General features: G+C 42.5%; 17 protein-coding genes. 10 read left to right on the plus strand and 7 right to left on the minus strand.

Translation table 11 applies throughout. The features are described from left to right. Positions 1-45 precede the first annotated feature (45 nt). Genes glmM through recJ form a run of 3 tightly spaced genes read left to right on the plus strand, consistent with a single transcriptional unit; the run spans position 46 to position 3,742 of the window. Entirely contained in the window at positions 46-1,383 is a 1,338-nt protein-coding gene (glmM, locus tag NDN11_RS00845; RefSeq protein WP_251110506.1) for a phosphoglucosamine mutase, read from the plus strand. 13 nt (positions 1,384-1,396) lie between these two features. Beyond that, positions 1,397-2,047, plus strand: a complete 651-nt coding sequence (pdxH, locus tag NDN11_RS00850) for a pyridoxamine 5'-phosphate oxidase (RefSeq protein WP_251110507.1) — start codon at positions 1,397-1,399, stop codon at positions 2,045-2,047. Next, entirely contained in the window at positions 2,048-3,742 is a 1,695-nt protein-coding gene (gene recJ / locus NDN11_RS00855; protein WP_251110508.1) for a single-stranded-DNA-specific exonuclease RecJ, read from the plus strand. A 47-nt stretch (positions 3,743-3,789) separates the two neighbouring features. On the opposite strand, the gene NDN11_RS00860 is transcribed toward recJ, so the two are convergent. Together NDN11_RS00860 and NDN11_RS00865 are read right to left on the minus strand one after the other, a co-directional pair. Beyond that, positions 3,790-4,647, minus strand: a complete 858-nt coding sequence (locus tag NDN11_RS00860) for a putative porin (RefSeq protein WP_251110509.1) — start codon at positions 4,645-4,647, stop codon at positions 3,790-3,792. Between the two features lie 202 nt (positions 4,648-4,849). Next, positions 4,850-5,656: a putative porin gene (locus NDN11_RS00865; RefSeq protein WP_251110510.1), complete on the minus strand. Its 807-nt coding sequence runs from the start codon at positions 5,654-5,656 to the stop codon at positions 4,850-4,852. Positions 5,657-6,067: 411 nt separating this feature from the next. Between NDN11_RS00865 and prfB the strand changes: the two genes are divergently transcribed. From prfB to NDN11_RS00890, 5 genes are all read left to right on the plus strand, one after another. Continuing rightward, positions 6,068-7,163, plus strand: a protein-coding gene (gene prfB / locus NDN11_RS00870) for a peptide chain release factor 2 (protein WP_096089470.1) whose coding sequence is annotated in 2 segments (ribosomal slippage) — positions 6,068-6,139 and positions 6,141-7,163 — 1,095 coding nt in all. Because the reading frame shifts where the segments join, the coding sequence is not laid out codon by codon here. Between the two features lie 162 nt (positions 7,164-7,325). Beyond that, positions 7,326-7,628: an ArsR/SmtB family transcription factor gene (locus NDN11_RS00875; protein WP_251110511.1), complete on the plus strand. Its 303-nt coding sequence runs from the start codon at positions 7,326-7,328 to the stop codon at positions 7,626-7,628. A gap of 27 nt (positions 7,629-7,655) precedes the next feature. Beyond that, positions 7,656-8,720: an alkene reductase gene (locus NDN11_RS00880; RefSeq protein ID WP_004803643.1), complete on the plus strand. Its 1,065-nt coding sequence runs from the start codon at positions 7,656-7,658 to the stop codon at positions 8,718-8,720. A gap of 110 nt (positions 8,721-8,830) precedes the next feature. Next, entirely contained in the window at positions 8,831-10,150 is a 1,320-nt protein-coding gene (locus NDN11_RS00885; RefSeq protein ID WP_251110512.1) for a 3-deoxy-D-manno-octulosonic acid transferase, read from the plus strand. Continuing rightward, positions 10,147-10,857, plus strand: a complete 711-nt coding sequence (locus NDN11_RS00890; protein ID WP_251110513.1) for a 16S rRNA (uracil(1498)-N(3))-methyltransferase — start codon at positions 10,147-10,149, stop codon at positions 10,855-10,857. The genes NDN11_RS00885 and NDN11_RS00890 overlap by 4 nt, the downstream gene beginning before the upstream one ends. Here NDN11_RS00890 and NDN11_RS00895 read toward each other — a convergent pair. Then, the gene (locus NDN11_RS00895) at positions 10,846-11,817 is read right to left on the minus strand and encodes a mechanosensitive ion channel family protein (RefSeq protein ID WP_241338295.1); all 972 of its coding nucleotides are present in this window, start codon (positions 11,815-11,817) and stop codon (positions 10,846-10,848) included. The two genes, NDN11_RS00890 and NDN11_RS00895, sit on opposite strands and share 12 nt — an antisense overlap. Positions 11,818-11,948: 131 nt before the next feature. Next, the gene (locus NDN11_RS00900) at positions 11,949-12,512 is read right to left on the minus strand and encodes a DUF805 domain-containing protein (RefSeq protein WP_251110514.1); all 564 of its coding nucleotides are present in this window, start codon (positions 12,510-12,512) and stop codon (positions 11,949-11,951) included. A 337-nt stretch (positions 12,513-12,849) separates the two neighbouring features. Here NDN11_RS00900 and acs point away from each other — a divergent pair, with 337 nt between their 5' ends. Continuing rightward, on the plus strand, positions 12,850-14,793 hold the full coding sequence (gene acs, locus NDN11_RS00905) for an acetate--CoA ligase (protein ID WP_251110515.1): 1,944 nt from the start codon (positions 12,850-12,852) through the stop codon (positions 14,791-14,793). A 57-nt stretch (positions 14,794-14,850) separates the two neighbouring features. On the opposite strand, the gene NDN11_RS00910 is transcribed toward acs, so the two are convergent. Next, positions 14,851-15,393: a cysteine hydrolase family protein gene (locus NDN11_RS00910; RefSeq protein ID WP_251110516.1), complete on the minus strand. Its 543-nt coding sequence runs from the start codon at positions 15,391-15,393 to the stop codon at positions 14,851-14,853. Positions 15,394-15,496: 103 nt separating this feature from the next. Here NDN11_RS00910 and NDN11_RS00915 point away from each other — a divergent pair, with 103 nt between their 5' ends. Beyond that, a complete protein-coding gene (locus tag NDN11_RS00915) occupies positions 15,497-15,910 on the plus strand; it encodes an Lrp/AsnC family transcriptional regulator (RefSeq protein ID WP_251110517.1) in 414 nt (137 codons plus the stop codon). 76 nt (positions 15,911-15,986) lie between these two features. Here NDN11_RS00915 and sfnG read toward each other — a convergent pair whose 3' ends face one another. Both sfnG and msuE read right to left on the minus strand, forming a co-directional pair. Next, positions 15,987-17,093, minus strand: coding sequence for a dimethylsulfone monooxygenase SfnG (gene sfnG / locus NDN11_RS00920; RefSeq protein WP_167248534.1), 1,107 nt, complete (start codon positions 17,091-17,093; stop codon positions 15,987-15,989). Between the two features lie 27 nt (positions 17,094-17,120). Further along, on the minus strand, positions 17,121-17,861 hold the full coding sequence (gene msuE, locus NDN11_RS00925; protein WP_167248535.1) for an FMN reductase: 741 nt from the start codon (positions 17,859-17,861) through the stop codon (positions 17,121-17,123). Between the last annotated feature and the right edge of the window lie 55 nt (positions 17,862-17,916).

Raw genomic sequence — 17,916 nt, forward strand, 5'->3', positions numbered from 1 at the left:
AGATATGGTTCCACACCATATAAAAGATAAGAAAGTGAGTAAAAGATGAGTTATTTTGGTACTGATGGAATTCGCGGAAAATTTGGACAAATGCCTATTACCCCAGAGTTCGCATTAAAACTTGGCTTTGCTGCAGGGAAAGTATTAAAAAGAAATAGTCCTAAAAATAAACCGATTGTAGTGTTGGGGAAAGATACACGTTTGTCGGGTTATATTTTAGAAGCAGCATTGCAAGCAGGTTTGAATGCTGCGGGTGTTTATGTCCATTTATTGGGTCCACTCCCAACACCTGCAATTGCGCATTTAACTCGCGCACTACACGCACACGCTGGGATCGTGATTTCAGCATCACATAACCCTTATTTTGATAACGGTATTAAATTCTTCTCGAGTGAAGGCAAAAAACTTCCAGATGCATTACAAGACCAGATCAATCAGGAACTGGAAAAAGAGTTGCTGATTGATGACACCGCAAATCTAGGTAAGAGTGTGCGTGTTAAAGATGCCAATGGTCGTTATATCGAATTTTGTAAATCGACGTTCCCGTATCATTTTGACTTACGTAATTTAAAAATCGTAGTGGATTGTGCGAATGGTGCAGCCTATAGCGTAGGTCCATCGGTATTCCGTGAGCTTGGTGCTAAAGTCATCCCATTATTTAATGAGCCTGATGGTTTAAACATCAATGAGAACTGTGGTTCAACCCACCCAGAACAATTACAGAAGGCGGTGTTGGAACATCAAGCTGATGTGGGGATTGCCTTCGACGGTGATGCTGACCGTGTGGTGATGGTGGATAGAAATGGTCAATTGATTGATGGTGACCATATCTTGTATATCCTTGCAACTCAGGCAAAACATAAGCCAGAGGGCGTGGTGGGCACAGTCATGAGTAATATGGCACTTGAGTTGGCTTTACAAAAAGCTGAGGTTGGCTTTGTTCGTGCCAAAGTCGGTGACCGTTATGTATTACAAGCCCTAGAAGAAAAGAATTGGGTCACAGGTGGTGAGCCGTCAGGTCATATTCTGACTTTGGATAAGAGTACAACGGGTGATGCAATTATCGCAGCGTTACAAGTGCTTACGGTGATGGTTGAACAAGGCAAAGCCTTACATGAGTTGGTGGACGGCTTTGTATTATTTCCTCAAGTGTTGGTCAATGTTCGTCTACAACACATGATTGACCCTTATTCGATTCCTGCCTTGGTTGCAGAATTTGAAAAAGCGGAACAGCAACTGAAAGGCCGAGGTCGTTTATTGATTCGTAAATCAGGCACAGAACCTGTGATTCGTGTCATGGTGGAAGGTGATCAGCAGCAAGAAGTTGAGGCTTTGGCCAATCATTTGGCGGATGCAGTACGCGCTCAAGCCCAAGCTGCTTAAGGGGGGAGCCATCATGAGTGATGTGATTAAAGATCTCAGTGAGCTGCGTTTGAGCTATGAGCAGGGTGAATTACATGAAGCCCAAATCAGTGCTGAGCCGCATATACAGTTTCTGAATTGGTTTAATCATGCATTAGCTGCCAATTTACATGAACCCTATGCGATGTCATTAGCGACAGCAAATGCTCAAGGACGTCCGCACGTACGTACAGTGTTATTACGTGGTGCGACAGAAGCTGGCTATGATTTCTATACCAATTATGACAGCCAAAAAGGCTTGGACTTAGCAGAAAACCCTTATGCTGAGCTGCTGTTTTACTGGCCAAGTTTAGAGCGTCAGGTGCGTATTGGTGGTAAGGTCATCAAGATTTCTGAACAAGAATCGACAGATTACTACCATAAACGTCCGCGTGATAGTCAGATTGCTGCACATATCAGTACCCCGCAAAGTGGCGCCATAGAAAGCCGTGAGTTATTGCAACAACGCTTTCAAGCACTACAAAGCCAAGCTCGAGCAGAACTGGATAAGCCTGAATTTTGGGGCGGTTATCGCTTAGAAGCTGATTATTATGAGTTCTGGCAGGGGCGACCAAATCGCTTACATGACCGTTTAAGTTATGAAAAGCAAAATGGTCTTTGGACTATCCAACGTTTGATGCCATAAATGATCCAAATTCAAAAAAGACCATTGCTGACACGCCCTGAACAGTTTCAGGGCGTGCCTGCTTTTATTGCTGAAATTCTAGCAAGGCGTGGTGTACAGTCTGAACAAGAGCTGGAGTTAAAACTCAAGCACTTGCTATCTCCAGAACTTAAGGGATTGGAGCAGGCAGTTGCCTTGATTGATCAAGCAATTGATCAGCAAAAACAGATTGTGATTGTCGGTGATTATGATGCCGATGGTGCGACCAGTACCGCTTTAATGGTTCTTGTTCTGCAAGATATGGGAGCCAGAGTTGAATATCTGGTGCCTGATCGTTTTAAGTATGGTTATGGGCTTACTCCTGCTATTGCTGAATTGGCAAAACAAAGTTATCAGCCAGATCTTTTAATCACTGTGGATAATGGTATATCGAGCCATGCAGGTGTGGATACTGCCCAAGCTTTAGGTATGCAGGTGATCATTACCGATCATCATTTAACCACCAAGCCGACACCTAGTGCGGAGGCGGTAGTCAATCCGAATCAACTCGGCTGTGAGTTCTCAAGTAAAGCTTTGGCTGGGGTTGGGGTGGCTTTTTATGTATTGGCGAAATTGGCCAGTTCACGCAGCCAGCAAGGCAAAAGCAGCAGTAAAGTGACCCAGTATCTCGACTTGGTCGCATTGGGCACTTATGCCGATGTCGCCAGTTTGGATTATAACAACCGTATCTTGATTGATGCTGGATTAAAGCGGATTCAGCAACATCAATGTCGTGCGGGTATTTTAGCCTTGTTGGATATTGCAGGACGTGATGCAGCCAGTTTGCGTGCACAAGATTTAGGCTTTGTCGTTGGTCCTCGAATCAATGCGGCTGGTCGAATGGAAAGTATGCGGATCGGAATTGAGTGTTTACTCGCTGCCGATATGCAAACAGCCTATCCAATTGCACAGCAGTTGAATCAGCTAAATACCGAACGTCGTCAAGTTGAAACTGAAATGAAGCAGCAAGCGTTAAGTGCTTTGCAACATATTCAGCTTGAAAAAGAGCATTTACCTGCAGCGCTGGTGATGTTTGACGAACAATGGCATCAAGGTGTGATTGGTATTGTGGCTGGACGTTTAAAGGAGCAATTTCATCGTCCAAGTTTAGTTTTTGCTCCTGATGAAGATGGGATTCATATTAAAGGTTCAGCAAGGTCGATTGATGGAATTCATATCCGAGATACTATTGAGCAGGTTGCAGAGCAGTATCCACATTTGGTCAGTCATTTTGGTGGGCATGCCGCTGCAGCTGGTCTAACCCTGAAAAAAGAAAATTTTGATGCATTCAAAAGCGCTTTCACTCAAGCTATTGCCGAAATGGATGATGATTTATTCACAGCAACTTTATGGACTGATGGCGAGCTCAGCGATGCGGATTTACATTTAGGGACGCTGGATTGGATTGAGCAACTTGGGCCTTGGGGACAGAAGTTTCCACTGCCTCAATTTGAGGGACGATTCAAAGTGATCGATTATCGTTGGCTTAAAGAGCAACATCTAAAACTTAAATTGGCGGTCGGGTCACATTCCATAGATGCGATTGCATTTAATGCGATGGGCCGTTTTGAATTTAATCCAATGCTGGGTTATGTGGATTTAGTCTATACCTTGGAGCGGAATGTGTTTAATGGCAACACCAGTCTACAATTGCAAATCGCTTATTTAAAGCAATAAAAAATCCGCTCTGATGAGCGGATTTTTTTATCTCTGATAAGAGTTGATTAGAAACGAACAGTACCATTAAGGCCAAAAGCATCAGCACCATCTGTTTTGGTGTAACCTACACCTAAAGCAAACTGTGAGGTGAAGAATTTCTGAGCGTGGATATTGAATACACTATCTGAATCATCAGCAGTAGAGTCAGCGAATGAGATACCCACACTGAGGGTTGGGTCGAGATAAAGATCAGCGGCTAAACGATATGTTGTTTCGTCACCAATATAGCTGAGCGCTTCGAAATTGGTATAGTAGCCGCCAATTTGCGAAACATATTTCGCGCGTAAAGAAACGGCGGTATCGTCATTTTCGCCAGACACGATTGCAGCATTTGAAAGGTTATTGATAAAGCCGTACTGTGCAACCTGTATTGGATTTAAACTGTCCGATAAATCTGCCACGCCAACGGCCAGCAATAAGCCATTAACCGGGAGGAAACCTGCTTCTAGGCTATAGCCATCGCCATTTTCAGAATTAGAACCTAAACCATTAATTGTTGCTTTGACATTGGTACGATGTAAGGCACCAGAAAGATAGAATTGTGAGTTAGGGACGTAAAATTCACCTTGCAAACCTAGGATATTGAATTGTAAATCACCGAGATCTTCGTCATCTTCCAGTTTGCTATAGGCATAGCCGCCACCGATATTCGATGCTTTATCTAAGAAAGCGGCTTCTGCCAAAGGCGCATTACGGGTTTGGACTGGATTAAAATAATATTTACCCGTGATTACCGCACTATTGCCTTTCCCATCATCCATATTGATATGTTCATATGCGCCAGTGGTTTCAGTTTGATAAGCATGAGCATTGATAGTAAAACAAGCACTCATGAATGCAGCGATAAGACTTAATTTTTTCATTAGAATTTCCCCCGATTAAAAATAATACATATTTTGTTACATGGAGTAGTGTATTCAAAAATGGATAAGCGTCAATTCTTCATTCGGAATCACGCTAAAAAGATTAGTAGGGCGAGGTTGAGAATGATAAGAAAATGAGATGGGCAATAAAAAACGCCCTGAATGATTCAGGGCGTTTCCGATGTTACTTTCTGTTCAAGTCTTAGAAGCGGTATGCACCACGAAGACCGAATGAAGTGTAGTCATTATCTACATATGATTTGTCGTTACCGAAACCTACACGACCTTCTAAGCTCACTTGTTGATTGAAGAATTTCTTCGCAGAAATACCCCATTCGTTCGAGTTAATAATGGTGTTGTCATAATTAAGTTTTTGATAATCCACACCAACACTTAAAGTTTTGTCGATGAAGTAATCACCTTTTAACTTCACTTCTTTGTTGTCACCAAAAGCACTGTATGCTTCTAGGTTAACATCATTTTGGCCTAGTTTAGTTACGTACTTCGCACGAAGCGTTGGGCTAGTTTCACGGTCACCGTCCTTAACATCAACGGTTTTTGCACCCGCAGCAATTAATAAACCTGGTGCTGGTAAGTAACCAACTTCACCTGCGTAGTGATTAATTTTCACTTTGCTATCAAGATATTTTGAATTTGGTTTGATTTCTTCACGGCCAATATTTCCGCTTAAATAGAAATCGCTATTTGGAACAAAGTATTCAATACCTGCGCCATATTGGTTATTTTTAATCGCATCATCTTTTTCATGAGCGTACTGCGCACTTACATTGCTTGCACGGTCAAGGAAAGCTGCTTCAGCTAAAGGTGCATTACGTGTTTGTACTGGGTTAAAGTAATACTTACCATCTACACTAAAACGATCACTGTCACCAAAACGATCTTGGTCTTTATAGGTATAAGAACCACCTACCTCAGCTTGATAAGCATGAGCAGTTCCTGTTACTGCGATTGCAGATAAAAGTGCTGATGCAATTGCTAATTTTTTCATGGTTGTTTCCTCATTAAGATTTAAACCAAGTGTTAAACACTGATACATGTTTTGTTACAACTTGAGTCTAGAGCAATTTTTATTATCGTCAATCTTGATAAAGTAATCGAACGGTACGAATGTAATTGACTTGTAATTTTGACATTTTATCTATTTGATATTTATTGATAAAAAATCATTGTTTTGATTTATTAAAACTTAGGAGAGATTGTGTGTTTTAGTGCAATTGGTCTGATTTTTGCACAATAGGCTGATCAAAATCAGCACCATGAAATATTTCAAAGATAAAATAAATTTATTCATAAAACTAATTTTAATAAAGCAATGTATTGAAAATGACATGGCTGTGTCGACTAAAGCAGTTATGTTAAAATAGCGGATTAAGTGAAAAAATAGTGTGAGAACAGACGCGTGGAAATTAATCCGTATTTAATCCAATTGAAAGACTTATCTGATCGTAGCCAAACACTACGGGGGTATCTTTGACTACGATCTAAAAGCTGAGCGTTTAGAAGAAGTTTTAAGAGAATTAGAAGACCCTGCGATTTGGAATGATCAAAGCCGTGCTCAGGCCATCGCAAAAGAAAAGGGCAGTTTAGAAAATACATTAGGTGTATTTGATCGTCTTGCTGAACAGTTAGATGATGCAAAAGCCATGCTTGACCTTGCGGTTGAAGCGGATGATGAAAGTTTATTGTTGGATGTTCAAGCCGAATTAGACAGTGCTGAACAGGCCTTAGGCAATCTTGAATTCCGCCGTATGTTCAGTAATCCGATGGATCCAAATCCATGCTTCCTTGAAATTCAATCTGGTTCAGGCGGTACAGAAGCGCAAGACTGGGCTTCGATGTTATTGCGTATGTATCTACGTTGGATCGAACGTCATGGCTTTAAAGCTGAATTGATGGAAGTGTCAGATGGTGATGTCGCTGGAATTAAATCAGCAACCATCCGTGTGGATGGTGAATTTGCCTATGGTTGGTTACGTACCGAAAGTGGTGTACACCGTTTAGTACGTAAGTCTCCATTTGACAGTAATAACAACCGTCATACTTCATTCTCAGCCGTGTTTATCTCGCCTGAGATTGATGACAATATTGAGATTGATATCAATCCATCCGATGTCCGTACCGATACTTACCGTGCTTCGGGTGCGGGTGGTCAGCACATTAACAAAACCGATTCTGCAGTTCGTTTAACTCATGCACCGACAGGTATTGTGGTGGCGTGTCAGAACCAACGTTCACAGCATGCCAACCGTGACCATGCGTGGAAGCAATTACGTGCCAAACTTTATGAACTCGAAATGAGTAAACGTAATGAAGCAGCTCAAGCTTTAGAAGACTCGAAGTCAGATATCGGTTGGGGAAGTCAGATTCGCTCGTATGTACTAGACGATTCACGCATTAAAGACCTGCGTACTGGTGTGGAAAATTCCAATACCAAAGCAGTATTAGATGGTGACTTGGATAAGTTCATCGAAGCAAGTTTGAAACAAGGTTTATAAGTTTTAATCCAATTAAAACGGCAATCTCGTTCAGCATCTGCCAGTTAATCGAAAAAATAAGATATTAATATCGAAAAAAATGGATATTAATATTTAAAAAGTTCGATATACTGGGTTTAGGTGCTGAACAAAGCGTTGCTGCTTGAGAAACGTGGTGAGTCTATGGATATTGATGTTATAAGCAAAGCCTTAGCCAATCCATTACGTCGACAGATTTTGCAATGGCTAAAAAAGCCTGAGCAATTTCTACCCGTTGAGCAATGCGGTGGTAGTTTCGAACGTGGTGTATGTGCAGGGCACATCGAGCGTTTAGGAAAAGTTGCACAATCGACCATGTCGAATCATTTGTCTGTACTACAACAGGCAGGTTTGATTAAGGTTGAGAAATATGGACAGTGGTCTTATTTCACGCGCAATGAAGCTTTGATTCAGCAATATATCGAACATTTAAAACAAGCACTTTAAATCGAAGAAGTGTAAGTTGAGGCGATCATGGCTGAACTAAATTCTACTTTGCAAGTAGGTGATTTCACAATTAAAAACCGCTTGGTTTTAGCTCCTTTAACAAGAGCGCGTAGTGGTGCACAACGTATTCCAAACGATTTGATGGTGGAATATTACCAACAACGTGCCAATGCTGGTCTTATTATTACCGAAGCAACGGTGATTAGTCCAAAAGCAGCGGGATATGCCAATACGCCAGGTTTGTGGTCACAAGAACAAGCGCAGGCATGGCATAAAATTGTTGAAGCCGTACACGCACAAGGTTCAAAAATTGTGGTTCAGCTGTGGCATGTCGGTCGTATTTCACATCCAGACTTATTGGATGGTGATACGCCTGTGGCGCCAAGTGCCATTCAACCTGCGGGTGAAGTGAGCTTACTTCGTCCAAAGCGTCCTTTTGTGACACCACGTGCCTTATCGCATGAAGAAATTCAAGAAATCGTTGCGCAATATAAAAATGCAGCAGAACAGGCAAAAGCTGCTGGTTTTGATGGTGTGGAATTACACGCAGCCAATGGTTACCTGATTGATCAATTCCTGCAAAGTAGCACTAATCATCGCGATGATGAATACGGTGGTGCAATTGAAAACCGTGCGCGTTTATTACTACAAGTTGTAGATACCTTCATCGAAGTATGGGGCGCTGGTCGAGTGGGTGTACATCTTGCTCCACGCGGTGATTCGCATGATATGGGCGATGAAAATCCATTAGCAACTTTTGGTTATGTGGTTGAGCAATTAGATCAACGCAATATTGGTTTTATTTTCACGCGTGAATATGAAGCTGAGGATAGTGTATTACCAAAATTACGCCCGAAATTTAAAGGCGTGTGGATTGCCAATGAAGGTTTAACCGCGGATTCTGCGAAACGTATTTTGGCAACAGGCCAAGCGGATGCAGTCTCATTCGGTAAGCAATATATTGCGAATCCGGATTTATTTGAACGTTTGCAACATGATTTACCTTTAAATCCACTTCAACCACAAACCTTATATGGTGATGGTGCTGAAGGTTATACAGATTATCCTGCCTTTGAGCAGTTAGAAGCTTAATCTGTTTTAAAACTTAAAAAAATGACTCATGTGATTTACCAAAATTGCATGAGTTTTTGTTTTAAATTCCGCATAATGAGCAGGAATCACATTGCAAATTATGGTCTCGGATGGCGCAGAATACAGCAGCACAGCAAACACCGTTTTGGTATAACGTTCTATTGGCCTGTATCAAGCCATTGTACCGCTGGAAAATCAAACAACGGGCTGAAAGTGATGCGCTGTTTCAACAGGAGTGTATTGAGCGTTTTGGACCGTTCCAGTCACCTAAAAACTTGGGGACAATTTGGTTCCATGCAGTATCTGTCGGTGAAACCAACGCAGCTCAACCTTTAATAGAACATTATTTAAAATTAGGTCATCCTGTTTTAGTGACCAATACTACCAAGACGGGGCAAGCGCGTGCCAAATCACTGTTTTTAAAAACCCCTTATCTCGATTTATTTCAGGCGGTATATTTGCCTGTCGATCAAAAAGCATTATTAAAACAATTTTTTAATCTGTATCAACCCAAACTGTTGGCATTGGTTGAAACAGAGATCTGGCCAAATCTTATTGCTCAAGCACAACAGCAACAGATTCCCTGTATTTTATTGAATGCGCGTTTGTCAGAGAAATCAGCCAAAGGCTATGGTAAAGTTCGCCGTTTAACTCAACCCATGCTGCAACAACTCACTTGGCTATTGGCACAAGATGTGGCAACCCAGCAGCGTTATGTTGCTTTAGGTCTTGATCAAGCCAAAAGTCAGGTAGTCGGTAATATTAAATTTGATATTGCTGCACCAGAGCACTTTGTAGTGCAAGCACAGCAACTCAGACAAGCTTGGCACTTGGGGGATCGTCAGATCATCACTTTGGCCAGTACACATGCACCCGAAGAACAAAGTTTACTGAAACAATTGCAGCCGCATTTAAATTCAAATCCGAATTTACTCTGTATTGTGGTACCGCGTCATCCTGAACGTTTTGATGAAGTATACCAAGTCTGTCAAAGTTTAAATTTAAAAACCCAACGCCGTAGTCTGCAACAACCTATTCAAGCGGATACCCAAGTATTTCTTGCTGATAGTATGGGGGAAATGTGGTTATGGTACGCCTTGAGCCAAGCCTGTTTTGTTGGTGGGTCATTGAATGAGCCAGGTGGTGGGCATAATATTTTAGAGCCGATGGTCTTGAATGTGCCCACCGTCATTGGTCCACGTTATTTCAATTTTCAAACCATTGTAGATGAGTTTGTGGCTCAGCAAGGGATTCTGATCGGAGAGGATACAGCACAGGTGGGGCAGCAGTTATTAGCCTGCCTAGGGGATAATGCACAGACTCAGCAATTGGTTCAACAGGCTCAGCGGGTTCTGCAAGCAAATAAAGGCTCATTACAGCAGCATATTCAGTGTCTTGATCACTATTTACAGCAAACAGCATTGTCATGAATATTGTTTTACTTGAAACCGAACAGTGTAGTTCGGTGGATGCATGGCAGATTAGCCAGCCGAGACAATTACAGCATTTAGCTCAGCACTTACAGCTCAATGTTGGTGATACCTTAAAAGTTGGGATTCGTGCAGGTCAGCGATACTTAACTGAGGTGGTCGCTATCAGCGAAGAATGTATTACTGTTCGTCCCATGCAAACAGAAGTAGTTCCTGCAAAGCTTCCCGTACACCTGATTCTGGCATTGCCACGTCCTAAAGTATTGCGTCGTATCATCATGGATGCGGTGACCTTGGGTGTGGAGCGGATTAGCTTGATTCATAGTTATCGGGTCGATAAAAGCTATTGGCAAACCCCGTTTTTACAGCAACTCAATGATTATATAACTTTGGGTTTAGAACAGGCGGGCGATACCATAGCACCTGAAATCCAACTCTATAAACGTTTTAAACCTTTTGTTGAAGATGTTCTACCGACGTTAATCAGCGCAGAACAGCCTGCTTATGTGGCGCATCCTTATGCTGAGCAGCCAATGCCGTATGCAGTTCAACAGCCTTGTAGTGTGATTATTGGGCCAGAAGGAGGATTTATTCCTTATGAGATCGATCTACTCATAAAAAACGGCTGCCAAGCAATGAGCTTAGGCAACCGAATTTTGCGAACTGAAACAGCTGTATCGAATATTTTAGGGCGATTATTTGTCTAAAGCATCGCTCTGTTCAGATTGATCACCACGGTAGACTTTGACTTCCTGTACTGGGTAAGGAATTGAAATGCCTTTCTCATCAAAAGCAGTGACGACCAGTTCTTGAATCTCACTGATAGATGCTGAAGTGGTCGTTTCAGTGGTATTAACCCACCAGCGTACCGTTAAATTAATAGAGAAGTCTGCCAGTGCAGTGACATTAACCGAGAAGCCAGGTTGACTCAGCACATTCAAATTGCGATCCAGAATATCGAGAATAATCTTCTTGGCTTTTTGCATGTCATCTTCATAGCCAATTCCGACCACAAACTCGCAACGACGGCGTTGATAGGCATTATTAACCGTAACAGCACTGGTGTAGACCGTCGCATTGGGAATCACAATACGGCGGCCATCTGGTGAGCGTAAGAAGGTTGCTCGGATTTGAATATCTTCGACGTTTCCTTCTAAGCCATTGACGACAATATCATCACCGATACGGAAAGGTTCACTGATCAAAATCAGAATCCCTGACAGTAAGTTTTGAAAAATATCTTTGAAAGCAAAACCGATCGCAACGGAACCGATACCGAGCGCACCAATCAATTGACTTGGTGTGAAGCCCGGAATAGCGATCACCAGCGCGATCAAGAAGCCAAAGAAGATAATAAAGGTACTACCGACCCGATTGAGCACCAATACTAGGTTTTGGCGGGTATAGCTGCGATTTTCTAAAGTCTTACGAATAAAGAGTTTAAACAACTTAGTGAGTAACCAAAAGATAATGAATACCGTGATCGCGATACCAATATAGGGAATACGCTCCCAAAAGCTGTCCATGATTTTATCAATCGTGGTATAGGCATCGTGGTACTTTTCAGTATGGGCCAAAACCGTTTCAGTGGTCTTGGTGCTGGCTTGATGAATCAGCGCACCTGTATCTTTTGCCACTTCAGTCAATGTTGTTTGTTCATTTGCCACAGCAAGATCTCTATTTCGCAAAGGAAGGAATAAATAAGGGTAGCAATCATAATGAATTTATTGCCAACACGCATGCAAAATTCAGTTTTTGCTTCCCATGATGATCAAATCAATTCGCTGAATGCGGTCGATTAAAAATATTCGGTCGTATTTTGAATGATCTGAGTTGGTGCATCCCATACATCTGGGCTGGCAAAATAATATGCAAAAACAAAGACACCAAACATCATGAATAGACTAAACAGAATCATGATCCAAGCGAGTATTTTTTCCCATGTGCTGGATGGACGAACATCACCATAATCATTGCGATGCGGTGTTCCAGGTGCCAATAAGGCATATAAAGTAAATAAAAATTGCAGCACAGGAACCAAGAGCAGTAAACATAGCCAACCTGTTTTATTCAGGTCATGCAGGCGACGAATGAGAAATACGATTTGGAAATAAAATGCGACTAACCACAGTGCGATCAGAGCAAAGATGGTAATACCTGAAAATGTAGAAAAGAAAGTCTCATCGACATGACTGAGACTAAAAAGACCAGCGAAGGCAAAAATACCGAAAAAAGCAGCCATACATATGAAGCTGAGTAAACCATACCAAGCGATGTAGCTGAGGCGGTTGAAGCGACCAGTTGGGGAGAGCGGATAGTCATTGATTGGTTGTACTTGGGTCGTTATTACAGGGTCAAACATAGTGCATTCCTATTTCTTTGATTATTAAATCTTTTAAGCTTTTGGCAATGATCAAAATAATCACTTATTTTAAGAACAAAAAGCATAGACAAGCAGTTCAAATTTAAATTATTTTGAGTAAATTTTTGAAAATAAATTGATCGTAAAAGCGTCGGCTTTGCTATTTTAGCCTATAACTTAGTCAAGGTCGAAAGATTAAAAGCCCTGACATTTCTACGACCAAAGCCGCATTGTTTGCGCTTGTAAATGGTGTCAATACTGCAAGTGAGAACAAAACATACCCGTGTAATAGATGAGAACATCTAAGGTATGAGATAAAAAACCAAGGAAGTGAGCTATGAAAGAAATCTACCCAGTGCCTGATAAATTCAAAGAAACGGCAAGAATCTCTGAAGCAGACTATTTCAAACGTTACCAGCATTCGATTGAGCAACCAGAAGCATTTTGGGCAGAGGAAGCCAACAAGATTGAATGGATCAAACCATTTACACAGGTCAAAAATACCAGTTTTAATCAAGACAATTTCAAAATCGAATGGTTTGCCGATGGTGAGCTGAATGTCTCAGCCAATTGCTTAGATCGTCATCTTAAAGATAATCCATTAAAGCCTGCCATTATTTGGGAAGGTGACCACCCTTCGCGTCATAAAATCATCTCATTTTCTGAACTGCATGACGAAGTCTGTCGTTTTGCCAATGTGTTAAAGAAGCAAGGTATTGGCAAAGGCGATCGTGTCGTACTGTATATGCCTATGGTGCCTGAAGCAGCGATTGCCATGTTGGCCTGCGCACGTATTGGTGCAGTGCATTGTGTGGTGTTTGGTGGCTTCTCGCCAGACTCCTTGGCCAGTCGTATTGAAGACTGTCAAGCAAAGCTAGTGATTACTGCAGATGCTGGAATGCGCGGTGGAAAGTTATTGCCACTGAAAGAAAACGTCGATGCAGCTTTAGAAATTGATGGCACCGGTAGCGTTGAAAACGTCATCGTGGTGCATCGCACGGGTAATCCAATTCAGTTTAATGCACCACGCGATGTTTGGTATCACCTTGCCATCATGGAGGTAGACGAACACTGCCCACCAGAACCAATGAAAGCAGAAGACCCTTTATTCATTCTGTACACCTCGGGTTCAACAGGGAAACCGAAAGGTGTATTGCATACAACAGGCGGTTATCTGGTTTATGTCAACACCACTTTTAGAGAAGTCTTCGATCTACGTGAAGATGATGTGTATTGGTGTACCGCAGATGTCGGCTGGATTACAGGCCATAGTTATTTACTCTATGGTCCACTCAGTAATGCCACCACCACGGTGATGTTTGAGGGGATTCCACAATATCCAACATGGGCGCGTATTGGTCATGTGATTGATAAGCATAACGTCACCATTCTATATACGGCACCGACTGCGATTCGCGCCATGATGCGTGAAGGTGATGCCTATGTACGTGAAAGTAACCGCAGTAGCTTACGATTACTCGGTTCGGTGGGTGAGCCGATCAATCCAGAAGCGTGGAATTGGTATCATGAAGTGGTCGGTGAAGGCCGTTGTCCAATTGTCGATACATGGTGGCAAACAGAAACAGGTGGCATTTTAATTTCACCATTGCCGGGTGCAACTGCCTTAAAACCAGGGTCTGCGACACGTCCATTCTTTGGAGTTCAACCTGCACTGGTCGATGGAGAGGGCAATGAGCTAGAGGGAGCAACCGAAGGTAATCTGGTGATTAAGGATTCCTGGCCAGGTCAAATGCGAACCATTTGGGGTGATCCACAACGTTTTATCGAGGCTTATTTCTCGACCTTTAAAAACTACTATTTCACAGGTGATGGCGCACGTCGTGATGCGGATGGCTACTATTGGATCACGGGACGTGTCGATGATGTACTCAACGTATCGGGGCATCGCTTAGGTACGGCCGAGATTGAAAGCGCCTTAGTCTCGCATGTAGCAGTTGCAGAGGCTGCTGTGGTGGGTATGCCGCATGATATTAAAGGACAGGGGATTTGTACTTTTGTCACTTTACAAGCCGATGTGGCTGAATCTGAGGAGCTACGTAAAGAGCTGGTGAATTGGGTACGTAAAGTACTTGGTCCTGTGGCAACCCCAGATGCACTGCATTGGGCACCTGCTTTGCCCAAAACCCGTTCAGGTAAAATCATGCGCCGTATCTTGAGAAAGATTGCTGCCAATGAACTTGATACGCTTGGTGATACTTCAACACTGGCAGAACCCGCTGTAGTTGATCATTTGATTGCGACGGTTTATCCAAACCGATAAACCCGATGCAAATGTGAAAAGAGCGTTCAATTGAACGCTCTTTTTTATCAGCATTATTTAATGGTTTCCTAAAAAATCTGCAGTGTTTTGTACAGTGGCGAAGAAACCCAGTGCAGATAAGAACGCCGTTTGAACATCTGCTGCTTTGACGCTTTTACCTTCATGTTCGAGATCACGAGTTGCAGTGGCATCCGCGATCACGATGGATTGGTAGCCAAGCTCTTTGGCTGCACGTGTCCCTGAGTCAATACAGACATGGGTCATCATACCAGTGATCACTAACTGTTCAACTTGATGCTGTTCAAGGATGGCTTGAAGATTGGTTTCTAGAAAGCTATTGGGGAAATGCTTTTCGACAATCAATGATTGATCGGTGATTTTCAGTTGTGGGTGTAATTCAACACCGATGGTATTTTCCTGAAAAAAACTGGCTGAGGCAGGATTAATATGCTGAATATAAATAATCGGTAAATTATTTTGAATAAAATGAGCTTCTAATTGGTTGGTTTTCGCCAAAGCGAGGTCTGGATTGACCAATTCCATTTTGCCATTTTTAAAATAATCATTTTGCACATCAATAATCAGTAAGGCTTGTTTCATTGTTTTACGTCCAGCATTAAGATAAAACAAGAGTAGGGTGAAACTGAGAAATCGGCTATATTCAAATGAAAGCATTGTTGCTGGTTTTCTTTCGTAATGAAAAATGAATATTGAACTTGATCCCATCGACTTAAAAATTATTAAACTGCTGAAACAAGACTCACGTTTAAGCCATAAAGAAATTGGACAGCGAGTGCATCGTACTGGGCAGGCGGTTGGTGCTCGTATTGCACAGTTAATGGATGCAGGCATTATCAAAAATTACACCATCGCGATAAAATATGAACATAAACAATTCATCCAATTGTTTATGAATGATCAGCAAGCTTTTATTGAGGTTGAGCGTTTGGTCAAACAATATGAGCAAGTGGATGAGTGTTTTAAAATTCTCGGCAACGCCTGCTATATGATTGTTAGTCACTTTAATCCGCCACAATTAAATGAATTCATTGAGCAGCTGTCGCAGTGGTGCCGTTATTCGGTTGAAACTGTCATGCGAGAAATTGAGACCCGTTAAAATAAAAAAGCCCCAAGCCGAGCCTTGGGGAGTATTTGCCATTCCTTTTGTTTTTCTTCTTATTTAATGCTGAAAACTACGCTGATTTTGCTGCGAGAAGCTGCTCCTGTTGTTGTTCAAGTTGACGGACGAGGGGTAGAACTTTTTCTCCAAAATATTCAACTTCCTCAATAAAATGCAGAAAGCCTGAAAGCACCAGATCAACCCCCACATTTTTTAGGGCTACAATACGTTCCGCAATTTGCTGTGGTGTGCCAATCAGATTGGTTTTAAAGCCATCGTTATATTGCACCAAATCATCAAAGGTCGATTTTGCCCAGTTGCCTTCACGCTCAGGGGCTGCTGCACCTGCTTCACGAGTCGCATCACCGAAGGCATTCACTGCTTCGACGTTGGCTTGAGCAATGATTTCATTCAATACGGCTTTGGCTTCTTCCTCAGTATCACGTGCGATAATAAAAGCATTGACTCCAATCTTGACTTGTCGGTTGGCTAACTTTGCTTTGCTGCGGACATCATCGACCTGCTTTTTGATTTCTTCAACGCTATTGCCGTTAGTGAAATACCAGTCCGATACACGCGCGGCCATATCACGTGCTGCACGGGAACTGCCGCCTTGAAACACTTCAATATAAGGTTTTTGCAGTGGTTTAGGTTTTAGTGTGTAATTCTGGAATTGGTAATATTTCCCATCAAAACTGTAATTATCAGTCGTCCAGATACCTTTGAGGGTACGAATAAATTCTTCTGAGCGAACATAACGTTCATCATGCTCAGGCCAAGGTTCGCCAATCGCATCAAATTCACCACGGAACCAGCCGCTCACCACATTAATCGCAATACGCCCTTGGGTGAGGTAGTCAATGGTTGCTAGCTGTTTAGCCGCAAGTACAGGCTTCCAAGGGCCAGGTAGGATCGCTGCAATCACTTTAAGTTTTTCGGTCTTTGCCAATAAAGCATGGCTGAAACTCACTGATTCATGTTGGTTTTCTGCGCCATAGCCAGCGGTAAAACGGATTTGTGTGAGGGCATATTCAAAGCCGCTTCGTTCCGCTGCTTGTGCTAAGCGCACATTGTAGTCATAGCTCCAGTCAGTACGTTGTTCAATGTTGCTTACAACGAGACCGCCACTCACATTGGGAACCCAGTAGGCAAATTTAATTGCGGATGCTGTTGTTGTCATCGTTGTATCCTCCATAACAGATATGGTTTATGCGACGTGGGTTAAATTCTTGGTTGACTTCGGGTGCAAGCGAGATTCAGCTGCATCCAGATTCGGTACAGCCGCAGATGGTAAGACTTCTGCCTGTTCGATTTGTTTGTTGATGCCGAGATTCTGATTGGCTTGCTCAGTTTTAGTCTTGATGGCCGCTGCACGTTGGCCTTTGGCTGGTGCCCATTCTAAAATTGGTAAGGCGCGTGCCACAGCGAGGGTGACGCGATCAGACAATTGTTCGCTTTTAACCGTATATTCAGGGGTGAAATCACGATCAGTGGCATAGACCCCAATCGGTAATGTTTGTGCTTGGAAGAAACTGAATAAAGGGCGTAATTGATGTTCTAACACCAGTGCATGACGGTCACTGCCACCTGAAGCGGCAAGTAGGACCGGTACATCAACCAAAGCTGTTTGCTCAACAAAGTCGAAGAAATGCTTAAATAAACCTGTAAACGAAGCACGATAAACAGGGGTGCCCACAATCAATGCATCTGCGGCTTCAACTGCAGCCAAATCATCTTGTACGCGTTGAGGCAGTTGATTACGATAAATTGCACCACCCAATAAAGGTCCAATTTCGCTGAGTTTGACGAAATGTACTTTAATATTAATTGCTTCTGAAAGTTCATCCAGAATCGCCTGCACCAAACTTTCTGTTTTTGATGGGCTATTTAAACCACCAGATACTGCAACAATATTAAGGGGAGTTGAGAGGGTATTGTGATTGGACATAATAACGGCCTAAAAGATCATTTCGAATTGCTATTTATTTATCTACACCGCATGC

It is taken from the genome of Acinetobacter sp. C26M, assembly GCF_023702675.1.
Classification (GTDB): domain Bacteria; phylum Pseudomonadota; class Gammaproteobacteria; order Pseudomonadales; family Moraxellaceae; genus Acinetobacter.

Excerpts from the sequence above, each read along its gene's own strand:
- NDN11_RS00900 (WP_251110514.1), bottom strand. The coding sequence starts at position 12,512 with ATGTTTGACCCTGTAATAACGACCCAAGTACAACCAATCAATGACTAT.
- msuE (WP_167248535.1), bottom strand. The coding sequence starts at position 17,861 with ATGTCCAATCACAATACCCTCTCAACTCCCCTTAATATTGTTGCAGTA.
- NDN11_RS00890 (WP_251110513.1), top strand. The coding sequence starts at position 10,147 with ATGAATATTGTTTTACTTGAAACCGAACAGTGTAGTTCGGTGGATGCA.
- pdxH (WP_251110507.1), top strand. The coding sequence starts at position 1,397 with ATGAGTGATGTGATTAAAGATCTCAGTGAGCTGCGTTTGAGCTATGAG.
- NDN11_RS00865 (WP_251110510.1), bottom strand. The coding sequence starts at position 5,656 with ATGAAAAAATTAGCAATTGCATCAGCACTTTTATCTGCAATCGCAGTA.
- sfnG (WP_167248534.1), bottom strand. The coding sequence starts at position 17,093 with ATGACAACAACAGCATCCGCAATTAAATTTGCCTACTGGGTTCCCAAT.
- recJ (WP_251110508.1), top strand. The coding sequence starts at position 2,048 with ATGATCCAAATTCAAAAAAGACCATTGCTGACACGCCCTGAACAGTTT.
- NDN11_RS00875 (WP_251110511.1), top strand. The coding sequence starts at position 7,326 with ATGGATATTGATGTTATAAGCAAAGCCTTAGCCAATCCATTACGTCGA.
- NDN11_RS00915 (WP_251110517.1), top strand. The coding sequence starts at position 15,497 with ATGAATATTGAACTTGATCCCATCGACTTAAAAATTATTAAACTGCTG.
- glmM (WP_251110506.1), top strand. The coding sequence starts at position 46 with ATGAGTTATTTTGGTACTGATGGAATTCGCGGAAAATTTGGACAAATG.
- NDN11_RS00860 (WP_251110509.1), bottom strand. The coding sequence starts at position 4,647 with ATGAAAAAATTAAGTCTTATCGCTGCATTCATGAGTGCTTGTTTTACT.
- NDN11_RS00910 (WP_251110516.1), bottom strand. The coding sequence starts at position 15,393 with ATGAAACAAGCCTTACTGATTATTGATGTGCAAAATGATTATTTTAAA.
- acs (WP_251110515.1), top strand. The coding sequence starts at position 12,850 with ATGAAAGAAATCTACCCAGTGCCTGATAAATTCAAAGAAACGGCAAGA.
- NDN11_RS00885 (WP_251110512.1), top strand. The coding sequence starts at position 8,831 with ATGGCGCAGAATACAGCAGCACAGCAAACACCGTTTTGGTATAACGTT.
- NDN11_RS00880 (WP_004803643.1), top strand. The coding sequence starts at position 7,656 with ATGGCTGAACTAAATTCTACTTTGCAAGTAGGTGATTTCACAATTAAA.